The organism is Olsenella uli, from assembly GCF_016899935.1.
Lineage (GTDB): Bacteria > Actinomycetota > Coriobacteriia > Coriobacteriales > Atopobiaceae > Thermophilibacter > Thermophilibacter uli_B.
The window spans coordinates 207,905-234,028 of the sequence record NZ_JACJJK010000004.1 but is presented as its reverse complement, the minus strand read 5'-3'; the positions used below and the strand labels follow the sequence as shown (position 1 = coordinate 234,028).

At 70.3% G+C, this 26,124-nt stretch carries 25 protein-coding genes; 5 read left to right on the top strand and 20 right to left on the bottom strand.

Going from position 1 to position 26,124, the window contains the following annotated elements; genetic code table 11:
• Positions 1-251: 251 nt before the first annotated feature.
• Positions 252-1,316 carry a peptide chain release factor 1 gene (prfA, locus tag H6A07_RS05355; protein ID WP_204813896.1) on the bottom strand — a complete coding sequence of 355 codons (1,065 nt, stop codon included), beginning with the start codon at positions 1,314-1,316 and terminating at the stop codon, positions 252-254.
• Between the two features lie 88 nt (positions 1,317-1,404).
• Between prfA and H6A07_RS05350 the strand changes: the two genes are divergently transcribed.
• Positions 1,405-2,841 carry a hypothetical protein gene (locus H6A07_RS05350; RefSeq protein ID WP_204813895.1) on the top strand — a complete coding sequence of 479 codons (1,437 nt, stop codon included), beginning with the start codon at positions 1,405-1,407 and terminating at the stop codon, positions 2,839-2,841.
• An 86-nt stretch (positions 2,842-2,927) separates the two neighbouring features.
• Here H6A07_RS05350 and rpmE read toward each other — a convergent pair whose 3' ends face one another.
• Complete coding sequence (gene rpmE / locus H6A07_RS05345) at positions 2,928-3,347, bottom strand: 50S ribosomal protein L31 (RefSeq protein WP_204813894.1); 420 nt, start codon at positions 3,345-3,347, stop codon at positions 2,928-2,930.
• Positions 3,348-3,512: 165 nt separating this feature from the next.
• Between rpmE and H6A07_RS05340 the strand changes: the two genes are divergently transcribed.
• Complete coding sequence (locus H6A07_RS05340) at positions 3,513-4,307, top strand: type III pantothenate kinase (RefSeq protein ID WP_204813893.1); 795 nt, start codon at positions 3,513-3,515, stop codon at positions 4,305-4,307.
• Here H6A07_RS05340 and H6A07_RS05335 read toward each other — a convergent pair.
• The 3 genes from H6A07_RS05335 to H6A07_RS05325 all read right to left on the bottom strand — a co-directional run bounded on the left by H6A07_RS05335 (position 4,304) and on the right by H6A07_RS05325 (position 7,305).
• Entirely contained in the window at positions 4,304-4,822 is a 519-nt protein-coding gene (locus H6A07_RS05335) for a hypothetical protein (protein ID WP_204813892.1), read from the bottom strand. The genes H6A07_RS05340 and H6A07_RS05335 overlap by 4 nt on opposite strands.
• Positions 4,813-6,267, bottom strand: coding sequence for a dihydropteroate synthase (gene folP / locus H6A07_RS05330; protein ID WP_204813891.1), 1,455 nt, complete (start codon positions 6,265-6,267; stop codon positions 4,813-4,815). The genes H6A07_RS05335 and folP overlap by 10 nt, the downstream gene beginning before the upstream one ends.
• Positions 6,268-6,351: 84 nt before the next feature.
• Positions 6,352-7,305 (bottom strand): patatin-like phospholipase family protein, encoded by a 954-nt coding sequence (locus H6A07_RS05325; RefSeq protein ID WP_204813890.1) that lies wholly within the window; start codon positions 7,303-7,305, stop codon positions 6,352-6,354.
• Between the two features lie 115 nt (positions 7,306-7,420).
• Between H6A07_RS05325 and H6A07_RS05320 the strand changes: the two genes are divergently transcribed.
• Positions 7,421-8,158 carry an NAD-dependent protein deacylase gene (locus tag H6A07_RS05320; protein WP_204813889.1) on the top strand — a complete coding sequence of 246 codons (738 nt, stop codon included), beginning with the start codon at positions 7,421-7,423 and terminating at the stop codon, positions 8,156-8,158.
• A 33-nt stretch (positions 8,159-8,191) separates the two neighbouring features.
• On the opposite strand, the gene H6A07_RS05315 is transcribed toward H6A07_RS05320, so the two are convergent.
• The 6 genes from H6A07_RS05315 to tilS form a co-directional block, all read right to left on the bottom strand.
• Positions 8,192-8,971, bottom strand: coding sequence for an exodeoxyribonuclease III (locus H6A07_RS05315; RefSeq protein WP_204813888.1), 780 nt, complete (start codon positions 8,969-8,971; stop codon positions 8,192-8,194).
• 45 nt (positions 8,972-9,016) lie between these two features.
• Complete coding sequence (locus tag H6A07_RS05310; RefSeq protein WP_204813887.1) at positions 9,017-9,844, bottom strand: PHP domain-containing protein; 828 nt, start codon at positions 9,842-9,844, stop codon at positions 9,017-9,019.
• Between the two features lie 47 nt (positions 9,845-9,891).
• Positions 9,892-11,076, bottom strand: coding sequence for a pyridoxal phosphate-dependent aminotransferase (locus H6A07_RS05305; protein ID WP_204813886.1), 1,185 nt, complete (start codon positions 11,074-11,076; stop codon positions 9,892-9,894).
• Positions 11,077-11,078: 2 nt separating this feature from the next.
• On the bottom strand, positions 11,079-13,031 hold the full coding sequence (gene ftsH, locus H6A07_RS05300; RefSeq protein WP_342636564.1) for an ATP-dependent zinc metalloprotease FtsH: 1,953 nt from the start codon (positions 13,029-13,031) through the stop codon (positions 11,079-11,081).
• Positions 13,032-13,048: 17 nt separating this feature from the next.
• Complete coding sequence (hpt, locus tag H6A07_RS05295) at positions 13,049-13,597, bottom strand: hypoxanthine phosphoribosyltransferase (protein WP_204813885.1); 549 nt, start codon at positions 13,595-13,597, stop codon at positions 13,049-13,051.
• A gap of 171 nt (positions 13,598-13,768) precedes the next feature.
• Positions 13,769-15,274 carry a tRNA lysidine(34) synthetase TilS gene (tilS, locus tag H6A07_RS05290; RefSeq protein ID WP_204813884.1) on the bottom strand — a complete coding sequence of 502 codons (1,506 nt, stop codon included), beginning with the start codon at positions 15,272-15,274 and terminating at the stop codon, positions 13,769-13,771.
• A 77-nt stretch (positions 15,275-15,351) separates the two neighbouring features.
• Between tilS and H6A07_RS05285 the strand changes: the two genes are divergently transcribed.
• A complete protein-coding gene (locus H6A07_RS05285; RefSeq protein WP_204813883.1) occupies positions 15,352-16,164 on the top strand; it encodes an MBL fold metallo-hydrolase in 813 nt (270 codons plus the stop codon).
• A 92-nt stretch (positions 16,165-16,256) separates the two neighbouring features.
• Here the strand turns inward: H6A07_RS05285 and H6A07_RS05280 are convergent, their stop codons facing one another.
• A complete protein-coding gene (locus H6A07_RS05280; RefSeq protein ID WP_204813882.1) occupies positions 16,257-16,688 on the bottom strand; it encodes an Hsp20/alpha crystallin family protein in 432 nt (143 codons plus the stop codon).
• 210 nt (positions 16,689-16,898) lie between these two features.
• Between H6A07_RS05280 and H6A07_RS05275 the strand changes: the two genes are divergently transcribed.
• Positions 16,899-17,315 carry a hypothetical protein gene (locus H6A07_RS05275; protein ID WP_204813881.1) on the top strand — a complete coding sequence of 139 codons (417 nt, stop codon included), beginning with the start codon at positions 16,899-16,901 and terminating at the stop codon, positions 17,313-17,315.
• Between the two features lie 32 nt (positions 17,316-17,347).
• On the opposite strand, the gene H6A07_RS10315 is transcribed toward H6A07_RS05275, so the two are convergent.
• From H6A07_RS10315 to H6A07_RS05240, 8 genes are all read right to left on the bottom strand, one after another.
• Positions 17,348-17,473, bottom strand: coding sequence for a hypothetical protein (locus tag H6A07_RS10315; RefSeq protein WP_275100603.1), 126 nt, complete (start codon positions 17,471-17,473; stop codon positions 17,348-17,350).
• Positions 17,474-17,515: 42 nt separating this feature from the next.
• The gene (gene clpB / locus H6A07_RS05270; RefSeq protein WP_204813880.1) at positions 17,516-20,188 is read right to left on the bottom strand and encodes an ATP-dependent chaperone ClpB; all 2,673 of its coding nucleotides are present in this window, start codon (positions 20,186-20,188) and stop codon (positions 17,516-17,518) included.
• A 222-nt stretch (positions 20,189-20,410) separates the two neighbouring features.
• Positions 20,411-20,875, bottom strand: coding sequence for a heat shock protein transcriptional repressor HspR (locus H6A07_RS05265; RefSeq protein WP_204813879.1), 465 nt, complete (start codon positions 20,873-20,875; stop codon positions 20,411-20,413).
• Positions 20,859-21,827, bottom strand: coding sequence for a DnaJ C-terminal domain-containing protein (locus tag H6A07_RS05260; RefSeq protein ID WP_204813878.1), 969 nt, complete (start codon positions 21,825-21,827; stop codon positions 20,859-20,861). The genes H6A07_RS05265 and H6A07_RS05260 overlap by 17 nt, the downstream gene beginning before the upstream one ends.
• 54 nt (positions 21,828-21,881) lie before the next feature.
• Positions 21,882-22,658, bottom strand: a complete 777-nt coding sequence (locus H6A07_RS05255) for a nucleotide exchange factor GrpE (RefSeq protein ID WP_204813877.1) — start codon at positions 22,656-22,658, stop codon at positions 21,882-21,884.
• 120 nt (positions 22,659-22,778) lie between these two features.
• Positions 22,779-24,689 (bottom strand): molecular chaperone DnaK, encoded by a 1,911-nt coding sequence (gene dnaK, locus H6A07_RS05250; protein WP_204813876.1) that lies wholly within the window; start codon positions 24,687-24,689, stop codon positions 22,779-22,781.
• 160 nt (positions 24,690-24,849) lie between these two features.
• Positions 24,850-25,389, bottom strand: coding sequence for a phosphodiesterase (yfcE, locus tag H6A07_RS05245; RefSeq protein WP_204813875.1), 540 nt, complete (start codon positions 25,387-25,389; stop codon positions 24,850-24,852).
• A 36-nt stretch (positions 25,390-25,425) separates the two neighbouring features.
• A complete protein-coding gene (locus H6A07_RS05240) occupies positions 25,426-26,115 on the bottom strand; it encodes a sirohydrochlorin cobaltochelatase (protein WP_204813874.1) in 690 nt (229 codons plus the stop codon).
• Positions 26,116-26,124 lie beyond the last annotated feature (9 nt).

Here is a 26,124-nt window from a genome sequence, read left to right as displayed (position 1 = left end):
CGAAATGACGGATCGAGAAGCAAAACGACCGTTCGTGTGATGAGATTTTCGCGCCAAATCCGGACCAGACGCGCGGCGCCCGGACAAAACCGCAGGAAAGATTATCATAAGTTGAATCTCTTTCCCGAAACCGGCCAAAAAGCCATCACACGAGCGGCCGTTTTGCATCCGAGCGTCGAAAAACATCACACGAGAGCCCGTTTTGCAGGGCAGACCGCGCCCCGACCGGCTTTTCCGGAGCCCGCAGGCGCCTATGCCACCTGGGAGAGCTTCTCGGCGCGCTCGGCGGCAGCGAGGGCCTCGATCACGCTCGGGAGCGTGTCGCCCAGAAGCACGCCGTTGTAGGTGCCGTTGAAGCCGATGCGGTGGTCGGTCACGCGATCCTGCGGCTGGTTGTAGGTGCGAATCTTCTCGGAGCGGTTGCCGTGGCCGATCTGCGAGAGGCGCTCGGCCCCCTGCTCGGCCTGCTGCTTCTCCAGCTCCATCTCGTAGAGACGGGCGCGCAGCATCTGCATGCAGACCTCACGGTTCTGGATCTGCGAGCGCTGGTCCTGCGACTGCACCACGGTGTTGGTCGGCAGGTGCGTGATGCGCACGGCCGAGTAGGTGGTGTTGACGCACTGGCCGCCGGGGCCGGACGCGCAGTAGGTGTCGATGCGCAGGTCGGAGGGGTCGATCTGGATGTCGATCTCGTCCGCCTCCGGAAGGACCGCCACGGTGGCCGTGGAAGTCTGGATGCGACCCTGGCTCTCGGTCTTGGGGACGCGCTGGACGCGGTGAACGCCGGACTCGAACTTGAGCACGGAGTAGACCTTGTCGCCGGAGACCTTGAACTCGATGGTCTTGAAGCCGCCGGCCTCCGACGGGCTCGAGGAGAGCACCTCGACCTTCCAGCCGCGATGCTCGCAGAAGCGCTCGTACATCTTGAACAGGTCGCCCGCGAAGATGGCCGCCTCGTCGCCGCCGACGCCGGCACGGATCTCCACGATCGTATCCTTGTCGTCGTTGGGATCGGCCGGGATGAGCAGGAACTTGATGTCCTCCTCCAGGGCGGGGAGCTTCTCCTCGTTGGCGGCGATGTCCTCCTGGAGCATGGCCTTCTCGTCGGCGTCCGCCTCGTGGAGCATCTCCTTGGCGGCCTCGATGTCGTCGAGCGCGCCGAGGTACTCGCGGGCGCGGGCCACGAGCTCCGCCTGGCCGGCGTGCTCCTTGGCCAGGCGCGCGTACTCCTTGGGATCGGAGACCACGGCCGGGTCCATGAGGCGCTTCTCCAGCTCCTCGTAGGCCTGGATGATCTTGAGCAGCTTGTCTCGCATGTTCACTCCCTGCGTTGTCTTCAGCCTTTCTATCATACCCGAGGGCGCGGTGTGAGACACTGGGGGCACGCGAATCCAGGGAGGCACCATGTCAGAGCGCGAGCAGGCCGAGCGGGACGAGAAGGACGAGGTCGCCGAGAGGGCCGACGAGTCGGCCGAGCCCACTGCGGAGATCTCCGAGCCCACCGCCGAGCTCGACGGCTCCGGCTCGACCGAGCGCCGGCCGCCCGTCGAGGCCACGGCCCCGCGCCCGGCCGCGCCCGAGGGCGCCGGCGAGACGCGCCTGCGCGACGTCGCGGGCACGGTCGCGGGCTACGTGCGCGGGCGGGCGGCGCTGCTCGCCGACCTGGCGCGCCGCCACCGGGCGGCGGCCGTCGCGCTCGCGCTCGTGGCCTGCGCCGCCGTGGCCCTTCTCGGCCTTGCGCTCTTCAACGCGCTCGCGGTGCCCGACGAGGCGACAATCGCCGCGGACGCCCGCGCCGCCCTCGAGGCGCCCGAGCACTCCGGGGGCACCTACGGGACCGACGCCTCGCTCGTCGTGCAGGACGTGGACGTGCGCTCGGTCCGCCGCTCCCAGAGCGCCCCCGAGGGGACCGAGCCCCGCTTCGGCGCCTCCGGCTACGCCACTGCCGAGGTGGTGGTCACCTACGCAGGCCAGGGCGTGAGCGCGAGCCGGGGCGCGACGCTCTCCTACGCGCTCGTCGACGGGACGTGGGGCCTGCTGCCCGGCATTGACGACGAGGGCGTCAGCTGGCGCGCGACGACGGGCGTGGACCAGCAGAAGGTGCTGAACAACGTCCACCTGCTGCTCGCGCGCGCCGACGAGGCCGACGGGACGGAGCCCGCCCTGGCCGAGCTCTACGCGGGCGCCGACGTCACGGTCGAGGAGGAGGCCTTCGACGAGGGCGCCCAGACCGACGCGCTCGAGGTCGCGTGCGTGCGCGCGGGAACGTTCGAGTCCTACGAGTGCCGCCTGAGCGTGACCTTCTCGTTCAGCCAGACCAACGGCCAGTGGTCCGTCTCGGCGGTCGAGGCGTCCGACGGCGCCCGCGAGCGCAACCTCGACGCCCTTCTCGGCACGTGGACGGGCGCGTTCCAGAGCCAGCAGACCGAGGGCGACAAGTGCCTGGCGGCGCGCGAGGCCGGGCTCAGCGTGGAGGTGCAGGGCACGAGCGCCGACGGCGACGCGGTCACGCTCTCCGGCACCGTGAGCGGCGTCGCGCACTACCACGTCAACCCGTCGGGCGACGCGGCCTCCTGCGAGGGCGACCTCGCGCTGGAGGGCGTGGCGTTCACCGCGCGGCTGGAGTCCGACGACGAGGAGGGCCTCGTGTTCGTCGCGACGCTGCCCGAGGACGTGGGCGGCACCTCCACGCTCACGCTCCGCTTTGGCACCGCGCAGGACCCGAGCGCGGCCGTCGCCGAGCTGGCCTCCTCGTACAGCTACGACGACTCGTTCCTCTTCATCCCCTACGAGCGGACGGCCTCCTACACCGACACGTTCTCGCTGTCGCACGTCGCGTAGCGGCCGAGAAGAACCTGCTCCCGAGACACGAAGGCGCCCCCGCGACGGTCTCGCGGGGGCGCCTCGACGTGCGTGATGTCCGGGCGCTACTCGTCGGCCTCGGTGGTCTCGGCGGCAGCCTCGGCAGCGGGCTCCTCGGCGGGGGCGGCGGCAGCCTCGGCCTCGGCCTTCTTGGCGTACTCGGCGGCACGCTTGGCCTTCTCGGCGGCCTTGGCCTCCTTGGCGGCCTTCTTGGCGGCGGCCTCCTCGGCAGCCTTGGCGGCGCGGGCGGCCTTGGCCTCCTCGGCCTTCTTCAGCTGGGCGGCAGCGGCGCCACCGAACTTGTCGGCGAAGCGCTGGACGCGGCCGCCGGTGTCAACGAGCTTCTGGGTGCCGGTGTAGAACGGGTGGCACTTGTCGCAGAGGTCGACGCGCATCTCGCTCTTGGTGGAACGGGTGGTCCAGGTGTTGCCGCAGGAGCAGCGGACCTGGCACTCCACGTACTCGGGGTGGATACCTTGCTTCATGGCAGGACTCCTCTTCTTCGGCCCTGGTTTCCGACCAGGGCGGGGGCTCGTCTTGGTTCCGACCAAGACACAACAGCCGTTGGATTGTATCAGAACGCCCGTGATGCGTCTGTGGAGATTTGCGCGTAAGATGGGGCGAGAAGGACGACCCACCGGAGGTGCCCCGTGTTTCTTGCCATCGACGTCGGCAACACGCAGTCCACGCTCGGCCTCTTCGACGAGGGGGGTGCGCTGGTGCGCGGCTGGCGCATGGCAACGGACGCCACGGACACCTCCGACGCGCTGCACGCGCGGCTCTGGAGCTACTTCGCCAAGGACGGCCTCGCGCTCGCCGACGTCACCGACGCGGGCGTGGCGAGCGTGGTGCCCGCGCTCGAGCGCGCCTGGCGCCGCTGCCTGGAGGCGCACCTCGGCCACGAGCCGACCGTCGTAAGCGCGGGGCGCCCCTACGGCATGGAGATCGCCATGCCCGACCCGCGCCAGGTGGGCGCGGACCGCATCGCCAACGCCATCGCCGCGCGCAGCACCTACGGCGCGCCCGTCATCGTGGTGGACTTTGGCACGGCCACCAACATCGACGTCGTGGACGCGGACGGCCGCTATCGCGGCGGCGCCATCTCGCCGGGCCTCATGCTCTCGGCGGGCGCGCTCTTCTCGCGCGCGGCCAAGCTGGCGAGCATCCCGATCGAGGCGCCCGAGCGCGCGCTCGGGGACTCCACCGAGGCGGCGCTGCAGTCGGGCCTCGTGATCGGTGCGGCGGCGCAGGCCGAGGGGCTCGTGGCGCGCATCAAGGCGGAGCTGGGCGCGCCGAAGGCGACGGTGGTGGGCACCGGCGGCCTCGCGCGCACGGTGAGCGCGGCGACCGACCTCTTCGACGCCGTTGACCCCGACCTCACGCTGCGCGGCATCCGCGAGATCTGGCTCGGGGAGCGCGACCGGGGCGAGAAGGACGCGCGCTAGACGGCGCGCAGCGCGGCCTGCTCGGGGGCAATCTCCAGCTCCTGGGCGCCGCCCTCCAGGCGTACCGTCGCGCGGCCCCAGACGTCGACGCCGGCGAGCGTCCCCCGGCCGATCACGCGGCCGCCGCGCACGACCTCGAACGTCTCCCCCATGCCGAGCAGGGCGTTAAAGTAGTCGCCCAGCACCGGCGCGAGCGGGCCCGCCGCGGCGCGCCCGGCGGCGACGTCGGCGGCCCAGGCGTCCACGCGGGCGCGCGCCGCGCCCTCGAGCGCCGCGACGTCGAGGTCCTTCTCGCCCTGCGGCGCGATCTCGCACGTCACGAAGACGCCGCCCTCGTCGTAGCCGGCACGGGACCGGACGCGCGCGAGCAGCTCCCCGTCCGCGCCCACCACCTCGTGCGGCCAGCGCAGCCGCGCGCCGAGCGCCTCCGCCGCCGCGAGCGCGCACAGGTACGGCACGCCCGTGACGTGGCCCATCGGCACCGTCGGCCGGACCGTGAACGCCGCTACTCCCACGCGACCTCCCCCAGGTCGGCCGTGACGTGGCCCACGCGGTCGTCGCGCGGGGTCACGGGAACGCCGGCGTGCGCGAGGAAGCGCTCCGGGTCGTGCATCAGGTCCTCCATCGGCACGATCACGTAGTCGCGCTCGCCGAGGCGGGGGTGCGGCAACGTGAGGCGCGCGCCGGCGTGGGACTCCCCCTCGACCCAGACGAGATCGCAGTCGATGGTGCGCGGGCCGGTGCCCGGCTTCTTGGGGTCGCGCGTCGCGGCGTCCGCGCGGATGCGGCCCATCCGGTCCTCCACCTCGAGCAGCCGGTCCATCAGCACGAGCGGGTGCAGCTCGGTGCGGATCTCCGCCACGGCGTTGGCCACCGGCGTGGCGATGCCGTAGGCGGGCTCGGTCTCGTAGGCGTGGCTCACGCTGACCACGCAGGTGAGCGGGATCTCGTCGATGAGCTGGGCGGCGCGCGCGAGGTTGGCCACGCGGTTGCCCACGTTGGAGCCCAGGCTCACAAAGCCCTGGCGCGCGTCCTTGTGCGAGACGGCCCAGTAGGCGTTCACGGCGCGCGAGATCTCCGCGACGTCGTGGACGCGCAGGATGCGGGCGCCGTTCTCGATAGCGGAGATGCAGACGCCGGCCGTCGCCGCGTCGCGGGCGGCGGGCTCGTCCGTGCCGGAGAGCGCGCCCACGAAGCGCTTGCGCGAGACGGCGCACATGAGCGGATAGCCCATCGAGGACATGGAGCGCGTGGCGCGCTGGATGACCACGTCCTCGTCCGCGTACTTGTCGAAGCCGGCGCCCGGATCCATGCAGAGGCGGTCGCGCGAGACGCCGGCGCGCATCAGGGTGCGGGCCTGGTCGCCCAGAAAGCCCATGACCTGCCGCATGATCGGCGCCTGGTCGGGCAGGGTGAAGCGGTGCTGGGAGGTCACGGGGCGCGGCAGCGCGCTGCCTGCGGGGCGCGACTCGTCGAGCAGCACCTGGCGGCGCGCGACGCGGGTGCCGAGGCCGCCCTGGTTCCAGTGCACGACGACGCAGCCGCAGTCCGTGTCGGCGGCGACGGCCACCATCTCGGGGTCCGTGAAGCCGGAGACGTCGTTCACGATCGCGGCGCCCAGGCGCACGCACATGCGCGCCACGTCCGCGTGGCGGGTGTCGATGGAGACGACGGCGCCGGCCTCCACAAGCGCGCGCACCACCGGCACCACGCGCTCGGCCTCCTCCTTGGAGCTCACGGGCGTGTGGCCGGGGCGCGTGGACTCGCCGCCGACGTCGATGATGTCGGCGCCCTCGTCGAGCATGGCCAGGCCGCGCGCTATGGCAGTCTTGTGGTCGAGGTTCTCCCCGCCGTCGGAGAAGGAGTCGGGCGTCACGTTGAGGATGCCCATGATGCGCGGGCGCGCGAGCGAGATCTCGTGCGCGCCGCAGCGCCAGGTTGCGTAGTTCTCTCTGAGCATGCGGGTCCTCCTCGAGGGCGGGTTCTTCTCGCCCCATTGTACCCACGCGACGGCCGCCGGGCGAGAAGGACGTGCGCCCCCAGCCTAGCCGAGCGTGATGTAGCCCGTGCCCTCGTCCGGGTCCTCGGGGCGGGGGCCCGCGTCGGGGGCGCCGAACAGGAACTCGCGCACGCGCGGCATCTCGCGCAGGTACTGGGCGTGGCCGGCGTCGTAGGCGGCCGCGAGGCGGCGCGGGCTGACGGTGGCGTTCTCGACGGGCATCTCGTCCGGGTAGATGACGAGCGCGCGGCCCTTCTCGGCCAGCTCCTCCACGTGGTCGAGCGCGGCGTTGTAGCGCTCCCAGCGGGTGAGCAGGGCCTTGCGCAGGTAGGGGTAGTCGCGCGCGACGGCCTTGAACATCTGCGTGTCGCGCGCGCCGGGCTCCTTCTTGCGGTAGCCGCGCGGGCGCGTGGCGACGAAGACGAAGCGCTCGAAGCCGTCGTCCTCGGCCATGCACAGGGGGATGCCAGCGCCCGTGCCCAGGCCGCCGTCCATGAGGACGCGGCCGTCCACCTCGAGCGGCTTCATCATGCCGGGCAGCGTGGAGCTGGCGCGGACGAGGTCGATCATGCGCAGGGGGTCGGTCATGTCCTCGCGGCCAAAGCGCACCGTGCGGCCGGTGTCGCGCTCGAAGGCCTGGATGCGCAGGCGGGCGGGGTTGGCGGCGAACGTGTCCCAGTCAAAGCGGAGCGTGCCGTCGCGCAGCGCGCCCTCATAGAGCGCGTCCGCGTCAAAGTAGCCGCGCCCACGCAAAAACGAGCGCAGGCCCACGAGGCGGCGGGCCGGGCCGTCGGTCATGAAGGCCTCGCGCACGCGCTTGCGGTCGCGCGAGAGGTAGTTGACGGAGTTGCTGGCGCCGGCGGAGAGGCCGCAGACGTAGTCGAAGTAGATGCCCTGCTCGAGCAGGACGTTGGCGAACGCGCAGGTGTACGCCGCGCGGTAGCCGCCGCCCTCGAAGACGAGGGCGCAGTCAAGGACGTTGTTGCGCAGGGGCTCCATCGCGCCTCCTTTTTGGTCGATAGGTTTTCTTATTCCCCATACGAAGCTAGGATATTCCTTGTAAAGTTGCCTAAAAGGGGTCTGACCCCTTTTAGGCATGTTTGGGGGCGAGGACATGGGACGCACGGTCACGGATCCGGCGGAGGCGGCACGCGAGCTCAGAGGTCTCTTCTCGCGGGCGAGAAGGGCGGTCTTCTTTGGCGGCGCCGGGGTCTCGACGGCGAGCGGCATCCCCGACTTCCGCAGCGCCGACGGCCTCTACCACCAGCACTTTGCCTACCCGCCGGAGGAGATGCTCGGGCACGACTTCTTTGTGACGCACACGGCGGAGTTCTACGACTTCTACCGCGAGCGCATGATCTGCCTCACGGCGCGGCCCAACCGCGCGCACGTCAAGCTCGCCGAGCTCGAGGCCGAGGGGCACCTCGCCGCCGTGGTCACGCAGAACATCGACGGTCTGCACCAGGCGGCCGGCTCGCGCGTGGTCCACGAGCTGCACGGCTCCGTCCACCGCAACGTCTGCACGCGCTGCGGCGAGACCTACTCGGCCGAGTGGGTGCTCGCGACCGAGGGCGTGCCGCACTGCGAGAAGTGCGGCGGCCTCGTGAAGCCGGACGTGGTGCTCTACGGGGAGCAGCTCGACGAGCGCGTCCTTCTCGCCAGCGTGAACGCGATCGAGAGGGCCGACCTGCTCGTCATAGGCGGGACGTCGCTCGTGGTGTACCCGGCGGCCGGGCTCGTCAACTACTTCGGCGGCAACGACCTCGTGATCGTCAACCGCGAGCGCACGCCGCAGGACGGCGCCGCGGACCTCGTGTGCGCCTGCGACATCGCGGCGGCGTTCGACTTCTGAGCGGGCGCCGGGCCGTCGCCCTTCTCGCCGCCGCTAGAGCTCGATCGTGAGCTCGACGGGGCAGTGGTCGGAGCCGTAGACCTCGGAGAGGATCGAGGCGCCGGTCACGCGGTCCGCGATGTCGTTGCTCACGAGGAAGTAGTCGATGCGCCAGCCGGCGTTGTTCTTGCGTGCGTTGAAGCGGTAGCTCCACCAGCTGTAGGCGCCGGCCAGGTCCGGGTGGCGCGCGCGGAAGGTGTCGGTGAAGCCGGCGTCGAGCAGGCGGGTGAAGCTCTCGCGCTCCTCGTCGGAGAAGCCCGCGTTGCCGCGGTTGGGGCCGGGGTTCTTAAGGTCGATCTCGTTGTGGGCCACGTTGAAGTCGCCGCAGGTCACGACCGGCTTCTGGGCCGCCAAGCCGCAGAGGAACTCGCGGTAGGCCGCGTCCCAGGCCAGGCGCGTGTCGATGCGCGCCAGCTCGTTCTGGGCGTTGGGCGTGTAGACGTCCACGAACCAGTAGCTCGGGAACTCGAGCGCGCAGACGCGGCCCTCGTCGTCGGCGGCCGGCGCGCCGATGTGGTTGATCACCTGCAGCGGCTCCTCACGGGAGAAGACGGCCGTGCCGGAGTAGCCCTTGCGCTCGGCGTAGCTCCAGGTCTGGTGATAGCCGGGCAGGTCCAAGCTAATCTGGCCCTCCTGCAGCTTGGTCTCCTGGACGGCAAAGACGTCGGCGCCCGTTGCCTCCACCACGTCGGTGAAGCTGGGGTCCTTTTTCATGACGGCGCGCAGGCCGTTGACGTTCCAGGAGACGAGGCGCAGCTCGCGGGTGTCGGGCATGGGGCTCCTTTCGGCAGGGCCTTCGGGGTTCAGGGCGTCGGCGGTCTAGGCTCTTGGCACGTCGAGCCCGGCGGCGGCCATCGCGGCGAGAAACGCCTCGGCCGAGCGCGTGGCCACGAGCTCCTGCGGGAAGTGGATCTCCTCGAGCATCTCCAGCGCGGGCGCGACCGAGCCGACGTCGCAGCAGACGTGCGCGTCGCTGCTGACGGCGACCTGGCAGCCCAGCTCCGCGCAGGCCTCGGCGATGGCCCGGCAGGTCCGCCACGTGCGGCCCTCGCGGCGGCGCAGCTCGAGGCTGTGCGCGTTGATCTCCACGAGCTTGTGCTGGCGGGCCGCCTCCCCCACGAGCTCGGGCACGTCGAACGGCACGCCGGCGCGCCCGGTGTGCCCGAGCACGAGCACCTTGGGCTGCTCGAGCGCGCCGAGGTACATCTCGGTCCCCTGGGCGACGGTGGCGTCGCGGGCGAACTCGCGGTAGTGGACGCTCGCGATCACGTAGTCGCAGCTCGCGACCACGCGGTCGTAGAGCGTCTCCGTCCCGTCGAGCGGGATGCCGATGAGGTCGCGGTGGAGCGCGACGTCCTGCCCGAAGAGCCGTCCGTCCAGCGTGCGGACGTCCGCCTCGGCGCCGCGCAGCAGCCGGATGCCCTCCCAGGTCCGGGGCCACGCGACGGCGTTGACGAAGTGCTGGTAGTCACGGACGTCGGCGTGCGTGAGGTCCGCGCTCGGGTAGAGCATGTCGCTGAAGTGGTCCGCCACGCCCAGGAGCTCGAGCCCGGCGTCGCGGGCGGCGAGGACGTTCTCGCGCACCGTGGAGTAGGAGTGGCGCGAGAAGAGCGTGTGGGTGTGGACGTCGCAGCGGTTCTGCAGCATGGCTCCCCCTCGTGCGAGACGTGGAAAAGGGACTGTCCCTTTTCCACCTACCGGTAGCTGGCGGCGAGCTGCTCCCAGGCGGGCAGGGAGTTGACGATCGTCTCGTGGGAGACGCAGTAGCCCACGCGCACCCAGCCCGGGCAGCCGAAGGAGTCGGACGGGACGGGCAGCAGCTCGAGGGCCTTCGCGCGCTCGAAGAACTTCTCGGCGTCCGGCTCGAGCGCCTTGACCCACAGGTAGAACGCGCCCTCGGGCTCGATGAACTCGTAGCCCAGGCGGCCGAGGCCCTCGGTGAGGGCGCGGCGGTTCTCCGCGTAGGCCGCGACGTCGCTCGGGCAGTCCACGCAGTCGATGAGCACGCGCTGGAAGAGCGCCGGCGCGCAGACGAAGCCCAGCTTGCGGCCCGCACCGGCAACGGCGAGCAGCAGCTCGTCGTGCTCGGGGTTGGTCGGCGGCACTAGCACCCAGCCGATGCGCTCGCCCGGCAGCGAGAGGCTCTTGGAGTAGGAGTAGCACACGATCGTGCGGTCGTAGACGGCCGGCACCCACGGCACCTCCGCGCCGTAGGTGATCTCGCGGTAGGGCTCGTCGGCCACGAGGTAGATGGTGGTGCCCAGGCGCTCGCCGGCGTCGCGCAGCGCGGCGGCCAGCGCGCCGAGGTTCTCGCGCGAGTACACCGAGCCCACGGGGTTGTTGGGCGAGTTGATGACCACGGCCTTGGTGCGCGGCGTGATCGCGGCAGCCACGGCGGCCACGTCAACCTGGAACGTGGCGGGGTCCGCGAGCACCTCAACGCAGGCGGCGCCGGCAGTCTCGATCCAGACGCGGTACTCCGGGAAGTACGGCGCGATGACGATGACCTCGTCGCCGGGGTTCACGATCGCGTGGAACGTGATGGAGAGCGAGGCGGCCGCGCCGCAGGTGAGGTAGAGGTCGTCGGTACGCGCGGCGCCGTCGCCGAAGCGGCGCGTCAGGCTCGCGGCCACGGCCTCGCGCGCAGCGGGCAGGCCGTTTGCGGGCGTGTAGCCGTGGAGCTGCGTGGCCGGCAGCGCAAGCGCGCGCTCGATGGAGGCGCGCACGGCGTCCGGCGCGGGGATCGAGGGGTTGCCCAGCGAGAAGTCAAAGACGTTCTCGGCCCCAATCTCGGCCTTGCGGGCGCCGGCGTACGCGGAGATCTCGCGGATGGAGGACTTCTGCGCGCCGTACGCGCGGCTCTTCTCGTTGATGGACATGGCTACTCCTCTCCGGCGGCGTCCGCCGCCCCGTCGTTCTTCTCGCCCGCAGCGTAGGCGTCCCAGCGGTCGTCGAGCAGCGCGTCGACCGCCGCACCCTCCACGGTCTCGCGCTCCAGGAGCACGCGCGCCATGGTGTCCATCTGGCCACGTCGGGCGTCCAGGACCGCTCGGGCGCGCCCGTGGCCCTCGCGCATGATGCGCTCCACCTCGTCGTCGATGCGCTTGGCGGTCTCGGCGGAGTAGTCCTGGTGGTCGGCGTAGTCGCGGCCGAGAAAGACCTCGTGCTGCGCCTCACCGAAGACCTGCGCGCCCAGCTCCTCGCTCATGCCGTAGCGCGTGACCATCGTGCGCGCGAGCTTGGTGGCCCGCTCGAGGTCGTTGCTCGCGCCGGTGGTGACGTCGTCGCAGAAGAGCTCCTCGGCCGTGCGGCCGGCCAGCAGCACCGCGATCTGGTCGAGCATGCCGTCGCGCGTCTCCAGGAAGTGGTCCTCCTCGGGAATCTGCATGGTGTAGCCGAGGGCCTGGCCGCGGCTCACGATGCTGATCTTGTGGATGGGGTCGGAGTTCTCCAGCACGTGGCCCACCAGGGCGTGGCCGGACTCGTGGTAGGCGATCACGCGACGCTCGCCCTCGGTGATGACGCGGCTCTTGCGCTCGGGGCCGGCCATCACGCGCTCCATGGCCTCCTCGACCTCGGGGGGATCGATCGTCGACTTGTGGCGGCGCGCGGCGAGAAGGGCCGCCTCGTTCATGAGGTTGGCCAAATCGGCGCCCGTGAAGCCCGGCGTCACCTTGGCCAGCCGTGCGAAGTCCACGTCATCCGAGACGGGCTTGCCCTTGGCATGCACGCGCAGGATCTTCTCGCGGCCCGCCACGTCCGGACGGTCCACGGTCACGCGCCGGTCGAAGCGGCCGGGGCGCAACAGCGCCGGGTCGAGGATGTCGGGCCGGTTGGTGGCGGCGATGAGTATCACCGACGAGTTGTCCTCGAAGCCGTCCATCTCCACGAGCAGCTGGTTCAGGGTCTGCTCGCGCTCGTCGTGGCCGCCGCCGAGGCCGGCGCCGCGCTGACGGCCCACTGCGTCGATCTCGTCGATGAAGACGATGCAGGGGGCGGCCTCCTTGGCCTGCTTGAAGAGGTCGCGCACGCGCGAGGCGCCCACGCCCACGAACATCTCCACGAAGTCAGAGCCGCTGATCGAGAAGAACGGCACGCCCGCCTCGCCGGCCACCGCCTTCGCGAGCAGCGTCTTGCCGGTGCCCGGCGGGCCCACCAGCAGGAGGCCGCGCGGAATGCGTGCGCCCATCTGGTGGTAGCGCTCGGGGTCGGAGAGGAAGTCGCGGACCTCCTGCAGCTCCTCGACGGCCTCGTCGATGCCCGCGACGTCCGCGAAGGTCACCTTGGGGCGCTCGCTCTCCACCGTCCGGGCCTTGGTCTTGGCGAAGGACATCGTCTTGTCCTGCTGGTTGGACATGCGGCTCATGTAGTAGACGAAGACGCCCACGAGCAGCAGCGTGGGGACCACGGAGACGATGATGGTCTCGAGCAGGTCGCCGGAGCTCGTGTCGATCTCGTAGGTGACCGTGGGGTAGCGGGCCATGAGCTCGGCCAGGGAGTCCGAGCCCACGTAGACACTCTGGTAGGGGACGAGCTTCTCCTCGTCGCCCTTGTCGGCCGCGCTCGTCCAGAGCGAGCCGGTGACGCTGCCGTCGGAGGTCTTGTAGTTGACGTCGTGGACGCGGCCCTGCTCGACGGCGGACACGAACTCGTTGGTGGGCAGGACCTCGGTTGACTGGGTCTGCCCCCTGAACGAGGAGCCCATCGAGTAGACGAGGTAGACCACGATCGCCACGACGAGCATCGTCGTGATGGCGCTGGTGCGGGACGGGCCGCCGGGGAGGCCGGGCCCGCCCGGGCGCTGTGGTTCGGGCGTGTTGTCTGGGCTGGGCACGGGCCCTCCTTGTCAGCTTACTGGTAGACCTCGGGCTTGAGGACTCCGATGTAGGGCAGGTTGCGGTAGCGCTCCGCGAAGTCGAGGCCGTAGCCCACGATGAACTCGTCGGGCACGTGCGTGCCCACGTAGCGCGGCTCGATGGCGGGCGTCTTGCCGGCGACGTCCTTCACGAGGAACGCGGCCACCTCGACGGAGGCGGGGCCGCGGCCCTTGAGCAGGTCGATGAGGTAGGAGAGCGTCAGGCCGGAGTCGAGGATGTCCTCCACGATCAGCACGTTGCGCCCCTCGATCTTGGTGTCGAGGTCCTTGACGATGCGCACCACGCCCGAGCTCTTGGCCGCGTCGCCGTAGCTGGAGACCGCCATGAAGTCCACCGACATCGGGCAGTCGATGGCGCGCATGAGGTCGGCGGTGAAGACCACGGCGCCGCGCAGGACGGCCACGACCAGCGGGTTCTTCTCTGCGTAGTCGCGCGAGATCTGCTCGCCCATGCGGCTGACGATCTGGCGGATGTCCTCCTCGCTGAGCAGGATCTCCTTGACGTCGGGGTGCAGTGCCTCCATCGCTCGCTCCTTCCGTCGGCGGAAGCTCTTTGGCCTGATACCCAAGGATAGCGCACTAGGTGGTCATGGGGCCCGGACTCGGCGCGTCGGAATCGGGTTTGGGTTTGGCCGTGGCGGCGAGAAGGACCCGTTCCGGGGGTGAAACCATGAACCCAGCCTCGCGGTGAGGGGTCAGACGGCGTCCAGGAGCGTCAGCTCAAGCAGCCATCTCGTGGTCGCGGTGCAGCGGGCGCGCTCGTCGGGGCGAACGGGGGCGACCCAGACGGGCGCGCCGGTGGGCGAAGTGCGCACCACCGGCACGGCGGCGCGGTCGTCGAGCGGAACGCCCGCCTCGCCGAGCAGGTCGGACACCTTCTTGGACTGGCCGTGCATGCCGAGCGGACAGAGCACGTCGCCGGGGCGGGGCGCGTCCACCCAGAGGCGGCCGCCGCGCACGGGGTCGACTCCTGCGGCCTCGGCGTCGAGCAGGACGGACGCGCCGTCCCACTCGAGCGCGTGCGCCCGGGCGCGGGCGGCGAGGTCGGCGCCCGCAGGGGCCTCGATGACGCGGGCCGTGAGCGTGCGGCCGTCGGCGAGCTCGAGCCGGCCGGGGACCTCGAGCCAGGCGGCCGAGGGGGCCGGCACGCCGGAGCGGGCGCGCAGCACAAGCAGCCCGTGCTCCACGCGCGCCGAGACGCCCATCGGGATGGTGAGCGAGCCCTCCCCCGCCGCGACCGCACGCAGGACGCCGGCCACGTGCCGGGCCTCGAGGCGGGCGCCGGGGCAGGCGACGAGCAGGGCCGTGCGCACGACGCGCCGCGCGATCGCGACCTCGAGCGCGGCGAGGCGGGCGGCGTCCAGCACCATGAGCCCCTCGGCGGTGCGCCGCGTGAGGTCGCGCAGCGCGCGGCCGGCGACCGAGGTGAGGTAGGCGTCCTCGTCGGAGAGGATGTCGCAGGTCGTGGCCAGGCTCGCGGTCACGCGCGGGTTTCTCGCCCGCACCACGGGCATGACCTCGTGGCGGACGTAGGCCCGCAGGTAGCGCGTGTCGGCGTTGGTGTCGTCCTCACGCCAGACGATGCCGCGCATGCGCAGCAGGTCGCAGAGCTCCTCGTGGGTGCGGTCCAGCAGCGGACGCACGATGCGGTTGCGCCGGCGCGGGATCGAGGAGAGGCCTGCGGCGCCGGTGCCGCGGATCGCGTTCATAAAGAAGGTCTCCGCGCGGTCGTCGGCGGTGTGGGCGGTGAGGATGCGCGCGGCGGAGCGCGGCGTGCCGAGCCGCTCGGAGAGCTCGTTGGCCAGGCGGGCCGCCTCGGCGTAGCGCAGCTCGCGGCCGGCGTTCTCCACGTTGTCGCCCGCGCTCGCGGCGAGCGCCGCCACGTCGGCGCGGCGGATCGTGCAGGGGATGCCGTAGCGCGCGGCGAGGTCGCGGACGAACTCCTCGTCCTCCTCGGCGTCCAGGCCGCGCAGGCCGTGGTTGACGTGCAGCACGTGCAGCCGCTCGCGGGCGATGCGCGCCTGGCCGCGGCCGTCGTCGATGTCGAGCGCGGAGGTGGCGGCCAGCACGAGCAGCGCCGTGGAGTCCGCGCCGCCGGAGACCATGAGGACCACGGGACCGGCGAGCTCGGCGTCCGGCCGCCCGCTCGGCCGCTCGAAGCGCCCTCCCGCGCCGGCGAACCTGCGAGAAACGCTCGGCATGCGCCACCTCCAACGAGTACCCTGTACCTTGGCGCGTCGCGCCCCGCCACCAAGTGTACGCCAGCGAAAGGACCCCCATGACGCCCGAGATTCACCTGCACGTGCTCGCCAGCGGCTCCAAGGGCAACGCCGCCCTCGTCGAGGGGCCCGAGGGGTCCGTCCTGGTGGACTGCGGCATCTCGCGCCGCACGCTGCTCGGGCGCGCCGAGGAGCTGGGCGCGGACATGGGCCGCGTGCGCGCCGTGATCCTCACGCACGAGCACTCCGACCACGTGGGCGGCCTCAGCGTGTTCTGCAACCGCTTCGACGGGCCGCTCTTTGCGACGGCGGGCACCGTGGCCGCGCGCCGCTACCTCACCGAGCTGCCGTTCACGCTCGTGGGTCACGCCGACGAGCTGGAGCTCGCGGGGATGCGGGTACGAACCTTCCCGACCTCGCATGACGTGGCCGACCCCGTGGGCCTGCGCTTCTCGACGGACGACGACGCGCTCGGGTTCTGCACGGACACCGGCGAGCTGGGCGCGGCGGCGCTCGGGGCGCTGGCGGGCGTCCGCATCCTGGCGCTGGAGTCCAACCACGACGAGCGCATGCTCGCCACCGGCGACTACCCCGCCCACCTCAAGGCGCGCGTGGCGGGGCCGTGCGGCCACCTCTCCAACGCGCAGGCCGCCGCTGCGCTCGCGCAGCTCGTGGGCCCGGACACCGAGACGGTGGTGGCGATGCACCTCTCGCAGGAGAACAACCGCCCGAGCGTCTGCGTCCGCACGCTCGCGGAGGCCGTGGGCGCCGAGGTCACGACCGGCGAGGACGGCCGCCCCGAGGCCCGCACGCCCGACGGTCGCCTCACGATCTGCTGCGCCGCCCAGGACTGGCCGCTCACCGTCTGGTAAAACTTGCCTAAAAGGGGTCTGACCCCTTTTAGGCAAGAAAACGGGCCGGAACCCGTGGGTCCCGACCCGTCGGCTCGCCCTTGCGGCAAGCGCTAGTCGATGGCAATCTTCGTGACGTTGGCCTTCTCGTCCTGCTTGGGGACGTTCACCGTGAGGATGCCGCCCTCGAGCTTGGCGGTGAGGCCGGTCGTGGCCGCGTCCTTGAGGAAGACGCCGCGCGTGGCGCTCCACTCGCCGGACTCCTTGTAGAGGTAGTTCTTGCCCTTCTCCTCGTCGGACTCCTTCTTCTCAACGGAGACGGAGAGACGGCCCTCGTTGAGCTCGACGTCAATGTCCTCGCGCTTGACGCCCGGCAGCTCCGCGGTGACCACATAGGCGGTGCCCGCGTCCTCGACGTTCATCTTGAAGCCCGCGTTGCCCGTGGAGAGCGCGGCGAACGGCGCGTCGAAGAAGCGGTCGAACTCGTCGAACGGCCAGCTGCGGAGAGCCCTCGAGTAACGATCGTACGGAATCATGCCTGCCATGATGCTCACTCCTTCTGTCTGTGGTGGGCGCCTCCCGGGGCGCCCTGTCGCTCGTTGGTAGTTATTCCCCGCCCCGCTCGATTTATGCGCGCGGAGCGAAGTTTTCTTAGCGTCACATACTCATCATATCTAAGCATAGTTGACTTAGATTTTGCGAACGCACGGGGCTGTAGCATAATGGCGGCGACTGTCGAGAGAGCTGGAGACCCCATGAGCAGCAGCGAGCCCACGAAGGCTACGAAAGACGAGGTCACCGGACGGCATGCGGCCCCGTACGTGCGCCAGCGCCCGGCCCACCGCAGCGTGGAGCCGATCGACGACCTCGCCCAGGACCCGGACGAGGACGGGCTCGTGACCCACGACTCAGACTTCACCGTGCGCGGCGGGGCGCTCTCCGGCCGCGCCTACCGACGCTCCCGCGCCGAGGGGGAGCAGCTCCGACGCGACCTCCACTACGGCCAGTACCTGGAGATCCCCAAGGGCCGGCGCGACATCTTCGCGTCGCGCGAGCGGCGCACGCGCATCAAGACGGCCGTCGCGCTGTTCGTGGTGCTCGCCGTGCTCGCCGTCGTGGTCTACTTCGTCTGGGGGTACATGCAGACCAACTGGGGCTCCACCGCCCGCTAGACCTGCCAAAGGGGTCTGACCCCTTTGGCAGGTTAGGACCAGGGGTCGGGCTCGAAGAGGGGCTCGGGGTCCGGGCGACGGTCCGAGTAGGGGTCGTAGCCGTCGTCGTCCTCGTTCTCCGCGCGGCGGAACTCGTCCTTCTCGTCCCTGTCGTCCATCGTGCCCCCCGTCTCGCCCGGCGTTGACGCCATGATAGCGCGTTACTCCAGCGCGTCCGGCTCGAGGGGCTCGTCCTCGGAGCCGCCGGCCGCACCGGCGCCGGCGCGCCGCCGCTCGGAGGCGGCGTCGTCGCGCGCGGCGAAGAGCCGGTCGTCGTCACCCACGTCCACGCGGACCACGTCCCCCTCGCCGACACTGCCGTCGATGATGAGGTTGGCCACGCTGTCCACGACCTGGCGCTGGATGAGACGCTTGAGCGGGCGCGCGCCGTAGACCGGGTCGAGCCCGTCAAAGGCGAGCGACTGCTTGGCCGCCGGCGTGAGCTCGAGCTGGATGCGGTCGCGGTCCAGGCGCTCGCGCACGTCGCGCAGCTGGATGTCCACGATCTTCTCGATGTCCTCGAGGCCGAGGGCGTGGAAGACCACCACGTCGTCGATGCGGTTCAGGAACTCAGGCTTGAAGGTCTGACGCAGGGCGTCGTTGACCTCGCGCTGGACCTCGTCCGGGTCGCTCGAGGCGTTAGCCCCGGCGATGAACTGGCTGCCCACGTTGGACGTCATGATGATGATCGTGTTCTTGAAGCTCACGACGCGGCCTTGGCCGTCCGTGAGGCGGCCGTCGTCCAGGACCTGCAGCAGGATGTTGAAGACGTCGGGATGCGCCTTCTCCATCTCGTCCAGCAGGATCACGGAGTACGGGCGCCGCCGCACGGCCTCGGTGAGCTGGCCGCCCTCGTCGTAGCCCACGTATCCCGGGGGCGCGCCGATGAGGCGCTGGACGCTGAACTTCTCCATGTACTCGGACATGTCGATGCGCACGAGCGCGCGCTCGTCGTCGAAGAGGCAGTCCGCGAGCGCCTTGGCGAGCTCGGTCTTGCCCACGCCGGTGGGGCCGAGAAAGAAGAAGCTGCCGATCGGGCGGTTGGGGTCGGAGAGGCCCGCGCGGCTGCGGCGCACGGCGGCGGCCACGGCGGACACGGCCTCGTCCTGGCCGATCACCCGCTTGTGGAGCTCCTTCTCGAGGTTCTTGAGCTTGTCCAGCTCGCCCTGCATCATCTTGGACACCGGCACGCCGGTCCACGCGGAGACCACCTCGGCGATCTCCTCGGACGTGACCTCCTCCTTGAGCAGCCCGCCCGCCTCCTGCTTGGCGGTGAGCGCGGCCTCGGCCTCCTCGTACTCGCGCTGGAGCCCGGGGATCGTGGAGTAGCGCAGCTCGGAGGCACGCGCGAGGTCGCCCTCGCGGGTCACGCGCTCCATCTCGGTCTTGGCGTCCTCGATCCTGGACTTGAGGTCCTGCACGCGGTCGATCGCGCCCTTCTCGTTCTCCCAGTCGGCCTTCATGCCGTCGAGCTTCTCGCGCGTCGTGGCGATCTCGCCGCGCAGGGTCTCCAGGCGCTCCTTGCTGGCCGCGTCCTCCTCCTTCATGAGGGCCTGCTCCTCGATCTGCATCTGCGTGAGCTGGCGGTCCACGGCGTCGATGTCGGCCGGCATGGAGTCGAGCTCCATGCGCAGGCGGCTCGCGGCCTCGTCCACCAGGTCGATGGCCTTGTCCGGCAGGAACCGGTCGGAGATGTAGCGGTTGGAGAGGTCGGCGGCGCTGACCAGCGCGGAGTCCGTGATGCGGACGCGGTGGTGCTGCTCGTAGCGCTCCTTGAGGCCACGCAGGATGGAGATCGTGTCCTCCACGGTGGGCTCGGAGACCATGACGGTCTGGAAGCGGCGGGCGAGCGCCGCGTCCTTCTCGATGTACTTGCGATACTCGTCCAGCGTGGTGGCGCCGATGGCGTGCAGGTCGCCGCGCGCGAGGGCCGGCTTCAGGATGTTGCCGGCGTCCATGGAGCCCTCCGTGGCGCCCGCGCCCACGATGGTGTGCAGCTCGTCGATGAACAGGATGATCCGGCCGTCCGAGTTCTGGACCTCCTTGAGCACGGACTTGAGGCGGTCCTCGAACTCGCCGCGGTACTTGGCGCCGGCCACGAGCGCGGACATGTCAAGCTCGACGATGTCCTTGTCGCGAATGGTGGACGGGACGTCTCCGTTGACGATGCGCTGGGCCAGGCCCTCCACGATGGCGGTCTTGCCCACGCCCGGCTCGCCGATGAGCACGGGGTTGTTCTTGGTGCGGCGGGAGAGGACCTGGATCGTGCGGCGGATCTCCTCCACGCGGCCGATCACCGGGTCGAGCTTGCCCTGGCGCGCGAGGTCCGTGACGTTGCGGCCGTACTGCTCGAGCGCCTTGAGCTGGGGCTTGGCGTCCTGGCTGGTGACGTGCTCGTCGCCGCGCAGGTCCGTGTAGGCCTGGCTCACGCGCTTGCCGGTGACGCCGGCGGCCTTGAGGATGGAGCCGGCCTCGTCCTTGCTGTCCGCGAGCGCGCAGAGCAGGTGCTCGGAGGTGACGTAGGAGTCGCCCATCTTGGACGCGAGCTTCTCCGCCGCATCCCCAACGCGCACGAGGTCCTGGCCGACGCCCATCTGGGACGCATCGCCGGTCACGCGCGGCTGGCGGGCGATGGCCTGGTCGACCTGCGCCTCGATGGACGCCGGGTCCGCGCCTACGCGCTCGATGATCGCGCGCAGGTTGCGCTCCCCGGAGCCGAGAAGTGCCTTGAGCAGGTGCACGGGCTGCACCTGGCCGGCGCTGGCGTCCGTGGCAACGCCCACGGCGGCCTGCAGCGCCTCCTGGGCCGTGACGGCCCACTTGTCGAGTCTCATGGTTTGCCCCCTTCTGGGTTGTGGTTAGTCAAGGACTATTGTTCCCGCCTGAGCTGGGGCGTATACGCAAATCTAAGTGTCTATGTGATAGATTTTGAGCAGACGGGCGCCGGCCACGCGAATATAAAAACTCAGATGGAGCGGACGGGCGTTCTGCGGTCGCCATGGCGACAAAAACGTCCGTCCGCTCCACCTGAGCCCGGCGAGAAGAACATGCGGCCGCTACCCCTCGTTCTTATCGTCCGCAGCGGTGGTGCCGTTCAGCAGCAGCCGGCGCATGACCTGCTCGGGGCTCGCCTGCGCGTCGTAGCGGGCGAGCGCGGTGATCTTCTCCTGCATCCTGTACTCGTGGACCTCGTCCTCGAGCTCGCGGACGCGGGCGCGCAGGTCGTCGAGCTCGGCCTCGCGCTCGAGCATCCGCTCGCGCATGTCGAGGATGCGCACCACGCCGGCGAGGTTGATGCCCTCGTCGGTAAGCTTGGAGATGAGGTTCAGCCGCTCGATGTCCGCCTGGCTGTAGAGGCGCGTGTTGCCGCGCGAGCGCCCGGGCGTGACCAGGCCCTTCTGCTCGTAGACGCGCAGGGTCTGCGGGTGCATGCCCGTGAGCTCGGCGGCGACGCTGATCATGTAGAGCGGCTTGTCGCGGTCGCGACCGCGCTCCCGGGCGTCCTTATCGCTTGGCGCCATAGCGCATGACCTCCTCGCGGTAGTCTCGCGTGTCCGCGTCGCGCAGGGCGGCGAGGGCCTCGCGCTCCTTCTTGGAGAGCATCGTGGGGACCTTCACGCGCACGGTCACGAAGAGCGCGCCGCGCGAGCCCTTGCGCTTGACGTTGGGCGCGCCCAGGTCGCGGAAGCGGAACGTCTTGCCGTCCTGCGTGCCGGCGGGCACCTTGAGGCGGACCTCGGTGCCATCCGGCGTGGGCACGTCCACCGTGGCGCCGAGAGCGGCCTCGTAGACGGAGAGCGGCAGCTCCATACGCACGTCCGCGCCGTCGCGCTTGAAGACGGGGTGCTCGGCCACGTGCGTGGTGATCACGAGGTCACCGCGGTCGCCGCCGTTGGTGCCGTACTCGCCGCGCCCGCGGTAGCGGAGCTTGCCGCCGTCCACGGCGCCGGCCGGGATCTTGATCGTGAGGGTCTGCTCCTCGCCCGTGGAGGGCACGCGGTAGGTGGCCTTACGCGTGGCGCCGCGGAAGGCCTCCTCGGCGGTGACGTCCACGGACATCGTGAGGTCGGAGCCCTTGGTCGGGCGGTTGGCCGCGCGGGCGCCGCCGGCCCCGCCGAAGATCGACGAGAAGTCGAAGCCGCCAAAACCCCCGTCCCCGCCGCGCATGTTGTTGAAGATGTCGGACCAGTCGCCCCCCACGTTGGTGGTGTAGGTGTAGCGGCCGCGCCCGCCGGAGCCGCCGAAGTCGGCCCCCGGGATGCCGCCGAACATCAGCATCTGGTCGTACTCGCGGCGCTTCTTGGGGTCGGAGAGCGTGGTGTACGCCTCGCTGACCTCCTTGAACTTCTGCTCGTCGCCGCCCGCGTCGGGGTGGTACTTGGCCGCGAGCTTGCGGAACGCGCGCTTGATCTCGTCGTCGGAAGCGTCGCGCTTCACGCCCAGGATGTCGTAGTAGCTCTTGTTGGTTGCCATGTCACACGCGCCTCCCTTCGCGCCTCAGGTTCTGGCGAGAAGAACGTCGGGCCGCTAGGCCTCGTCCTTCTCGGCGTCGTTGCTCTTCTCGGCCTCCGCAGCGTCTACGGCCCCGGCGTCGTCCGCCTGCTCGGCGGGGCGCTTGGGCCCGCCGTAGGTCACCGTCACCATGGCGGCGCGGATGACCTTCTCGCCCATGCGGTAGCCCTTCTGGTAGACCTGGGCGACCGTCTCGTCGTAGGCCTCCGCGTCCTCCACGCGCCCGACGGCCTGGTGGGCCAGCGGGTCGAAGGGCTCCCCCGCCGGGTCGACGGGCTCGACGCCCTCCTTCGCGAGGACCGCGAGCATCTTGTCGTGCACGGCGGACACGCCGTCGACGAACTGCTTGAGCTGGGAGTCGTCCTCGGTCGAGCCGGCGTGCTCGATGGCGCGCTCGATGTCGTCGATCACGGGCAGCAGGCTCGTGACCAGGCCCTCGGCCGCGCGCTCCTTCTCGGCGAGGCGCTCGGCGGCGGTGCGGCGGCGATAGTTCTCCCAGTCCGCCTGGAGGCGCAGCATGCGCTCCGTGGCGTCGGCGGCCTCCTTCTTGGCGGCCTCGATCTGGTCCTCCACGTCGGAGAGCTTCTTCTGCAGCTCGTCGCGCTCGGAGCGAATCTTGTCGGCGTCCGCCGCGAGCTCGCGCTCGGCGGCCTCCTCCCCGGCGCGGATGGCGGCCTCCACACGGGCGCGCTCCTCGGCGTCCTCGTCCGCAGCGACGGGCTCGGTGGCCTCGGTGGCCTCGGGCTCGGCGGCCTCGTTCTTCTCGTCCTCTACCTCGATGGGCACCTTCACGTCACCCTCCTCAACGTGGAAAAGGGACAGTCCCTTTTCCACACTCTTCCGCAAATCCGACGGGGGCGGCCGCGAAGCCGTGGCCGCCCCCAGTCAATCCGTTATACGGCCAGCTCGGAACTAGTTGTTCTTGTCGTCGTCCACGACCTCGTAGTCGGCGTCAACGACGTCGTCGGAGCCGCCCTGGGTGCCCGTCGCGCCCGCAGCCGCGTTGCCGGCGTCGCCCGCGTCCGTGGTGGAGTAGACGATCTGCGCGAGCTTCTGCGAGGCCTCGGTCAGCTTGTCGCCGGCGGCGCGGATGGCATCCACGTCGGTGCCCTCGAGCGCCTTCTTGGCGTCGGCGATGGCGGCCTCGACCTCAGACTTCTGGTCGGCCGGGACCTTGTCGCCGAGGTCCTTCAGCGTCTGCTCGGCACCGTAGCACAGCGAGTCGACCTGGTTGCGGACCTCGATCTCGTCCTTGTGCTTCTTGTCCTCCTCGGCGTGGGCCTCGGCGTCCTTGACCATGCGGTCGACCTCGTCGTCGGAGAGGGCGGTGGAACCGGAGATGGTGATCTCCTGGCTCTTGCCGGTGGCCTTGTCCTTGGCCGAGACCTTCACGATGCCGTTGGTGTCGATGTCGAAGGTGACCTCGATCTGCGGCACGCCGCGGCGCGCGGCCGGGATGCCGGTGAGCTGGAACTTGCCGAGGGACTTGTTGTCCGCGGCCATCTCGCGCTCGCCCTGCAGGACGTTGATCTCGACGGACGTCTGGTTGTCGGCGGCCGTGGAGTAGATCTCGGTCTTGGACGTGGGGATCGTGGTGTTGCGCTCGATCATCTTGGTCATGACGCCGCCCATGGTCTCCACGCCGAGGGACAGCGGCGTGACGTCGAGCAGCAGGATGCCCGAGACGTCGCCGGAGAGGACGCCGGCCTGGACGGCCGCGCCGTCGGCCACGACCTCGTCCGGGTTCACGGACATGTTGGGCTGCTTGCCGGTCATCTGCTTGACGAGCTCCTGGACGGCGGGCATGCGGCTGGAGCCGCCGACGAGGATGACCTCGTTGACCTGGGAGATCTGGAGGTTGGCGTCATGCAGCGCCTTGGTGACGGGGCCCTTGCAGCGGTCGAGCAGGTCGCGCGTGATGCGCTCGAACTCGGCGCGGGTCAGCGTGTAGTTGAGGTGCAGCGGGCCGTTCGCGTTCATCGTGATGAACGGGAGGTTGATGGTGGACTGCTGCGCGGAGGAGAGCTCCTTCTTGGCGTTCTCCGCCGCCTCCTTGAGGCGCTGCAGGGCCATCGGGTCCTGACGCAGGTCGATGCCGTTGTCCGCCTGGAACTTGTCGGCCATCCAGTCGATGACCTTCTGGTCCCAATCGTCGCCGCCGAGGTGGTTGTCGCCGTTGGTGGCGAGGACCTCCACGACGCCGTCCGCGAGGTCCAGCAGCGACACGTCGAAGGTGCCGCCGCCGAGGTCGAAGACCAGGACCTTCTGGTCGATGCCCTTCTTGTCGAGGCCGTACGCGAGCGCGGCGGCCGTGGGCTCGTTGACGATGCGCTGGACGTTGAGGCCGGCAATCTTGCCCGCGTCCTTGGTGGCCTGGCGCTGGGCGTCGTTGAAGTAGGCCGGGACGGTGATGACGGCGTCGGTGACGGGCTCGCCGAGGTACTTCTCGGCGTCGGCCTTCATCTTGGAGAGGATCATGGCGCTGACCTGCTCCGGGGTGAAGTCCTCGCCCTCGATCTCCACGACGGCGCGGTTGCCGGTGCCGGCCTTGACCTTGTACGGGACGGTCTTGAGCTCGGAGGTGACCTCGTCGTAGCGACGGCCCATGAAGCGCTTGATCGAGAAGACCGTGTTGGTGGGGTTGGTGACGGCCTGGTTCTTGGCCGCCTTGCCGACGATGCGATCGCCGTCGGAGCGGAAGCCCACGACGGACGGGGTGGTGCGGTCGCCCTCGGCGTTGACGATGATCGTGGGCTCGCCGCCCTCGAGGACCGCCATCGCGGAGTTGGTGGTACCCAGGTCGATACCGAGAATCTTGCCCATGGTTGCTCTCCCTTTCCTGCGTGGGGCCCGTCGCGCGGGCCCGCTCGCCTGTATCCGTGTGTACGGTTGAGTTTATCCCCTGTGCGTGACGATTCTATACATAATCTAAGTCTCTACACATGAGATTTTTTGACGCACACATTTTAGGGAGAGCACACGGCTACAGCAGGCGATGCTCGAAGCGTCCGTCCTCGTAGACGCCGTAGCTGGCCGAGCCATCCTTGGGGATGCCCACCGAGCCGGGGTTGAATACCCACGCGTCGTGCGCCTCGTCCTTCTCGCTCACCTTGATGTGGGTGTGGCCGTAGACGAGCGCGGAGCGCGGCGGCAGCGCGGGCCAGGCGTCCACACTGTTGTGGCGGCCGGGGCCCCAGACGTGACCGTGCGTGAGGAAGAGCGTCGTGTCTGTGGCGGGGTCGAGCAGGACGTTGTGGTCCGCCATGCAGGGGAAGCCGAGGACCATCTGGTCGACCTCGGCCTCGCAGTTGCCGCGCACGGCGATCACGCGGTCGGCCACCGAGTTGAGCATCTCGATGACGCGCTTGGGTGCGTAGTCGGCGGGGAGGTCGTTGCGCGGGCCGTGGTAGAGCAGGTCGCCGAGCAGGACGATGCGGTCCGGGGACTCGGCGGCGACGGCGGCCATGAGGCGCGCGCAGGCGTCGGCGGCGCCATGGATGTCGGAGGCGATGACGAGCTTCATGGGAGTTCCTTTCTGTTAATTGGGGACAGTCCCCAATTAACAGACCCAATGTAGCGCATGGTCGACCACGAGGGCACGGACGGCAGGCAGCTCGGCGAGGGAGTGCGGCCAGGTCCGGGCAGAAAGGGTCCGAGCGAGGTCGCCCAGTACGTCGTGGCGGGCATGGTGGCCGAGCGACATGAGGAGCGGGCCGAGAAGCACGTCGCGCTCGCCGCTCCCCGCCAGCCGCGCGCGAAGGCGCTCCGGAGTGCCAACGAGCACGTCGTCCCGGCCGCGCTCGGCCAGCGCGCGCTCGAGGGCGGCCTGCGCTGCTTCGCACTCCGCGCCGCGATGACCGGCGAGCGCCACCACGCATCCGTCACGCCAGGGCAGCGCCTCGTCGAGCGCGGCGGCCACGGCACGCACGTCCTTCTCGCTGGCAAGCAGGGGCGGAGCGAGCCGCAGCTCGTCAAAGTCGGGGGCGGCAGCCCGGACCGCCGCCTCAGCCCCGCGCTGGAGCCTGCCGTCGACGACGTGCGTAGTCGCCACGAGCGCCCGCCGGACGCCGCGTTCCCGCAGGTCGTCCAGCGTCTCCGGCAGCGTCGGCCCCACGGGCCGGCCGCCCGTGCGCGCCCGCGCCACCACGTCCGCGCCCACGGCATCCGCGAGCTCGCGCACGAGCGCGGCGATGCCCGCGTCGCCCTTCTCGCCGGACAGGCAGCCGGCTATGACCAGCGCGCGTGACAAAGGGGCTGT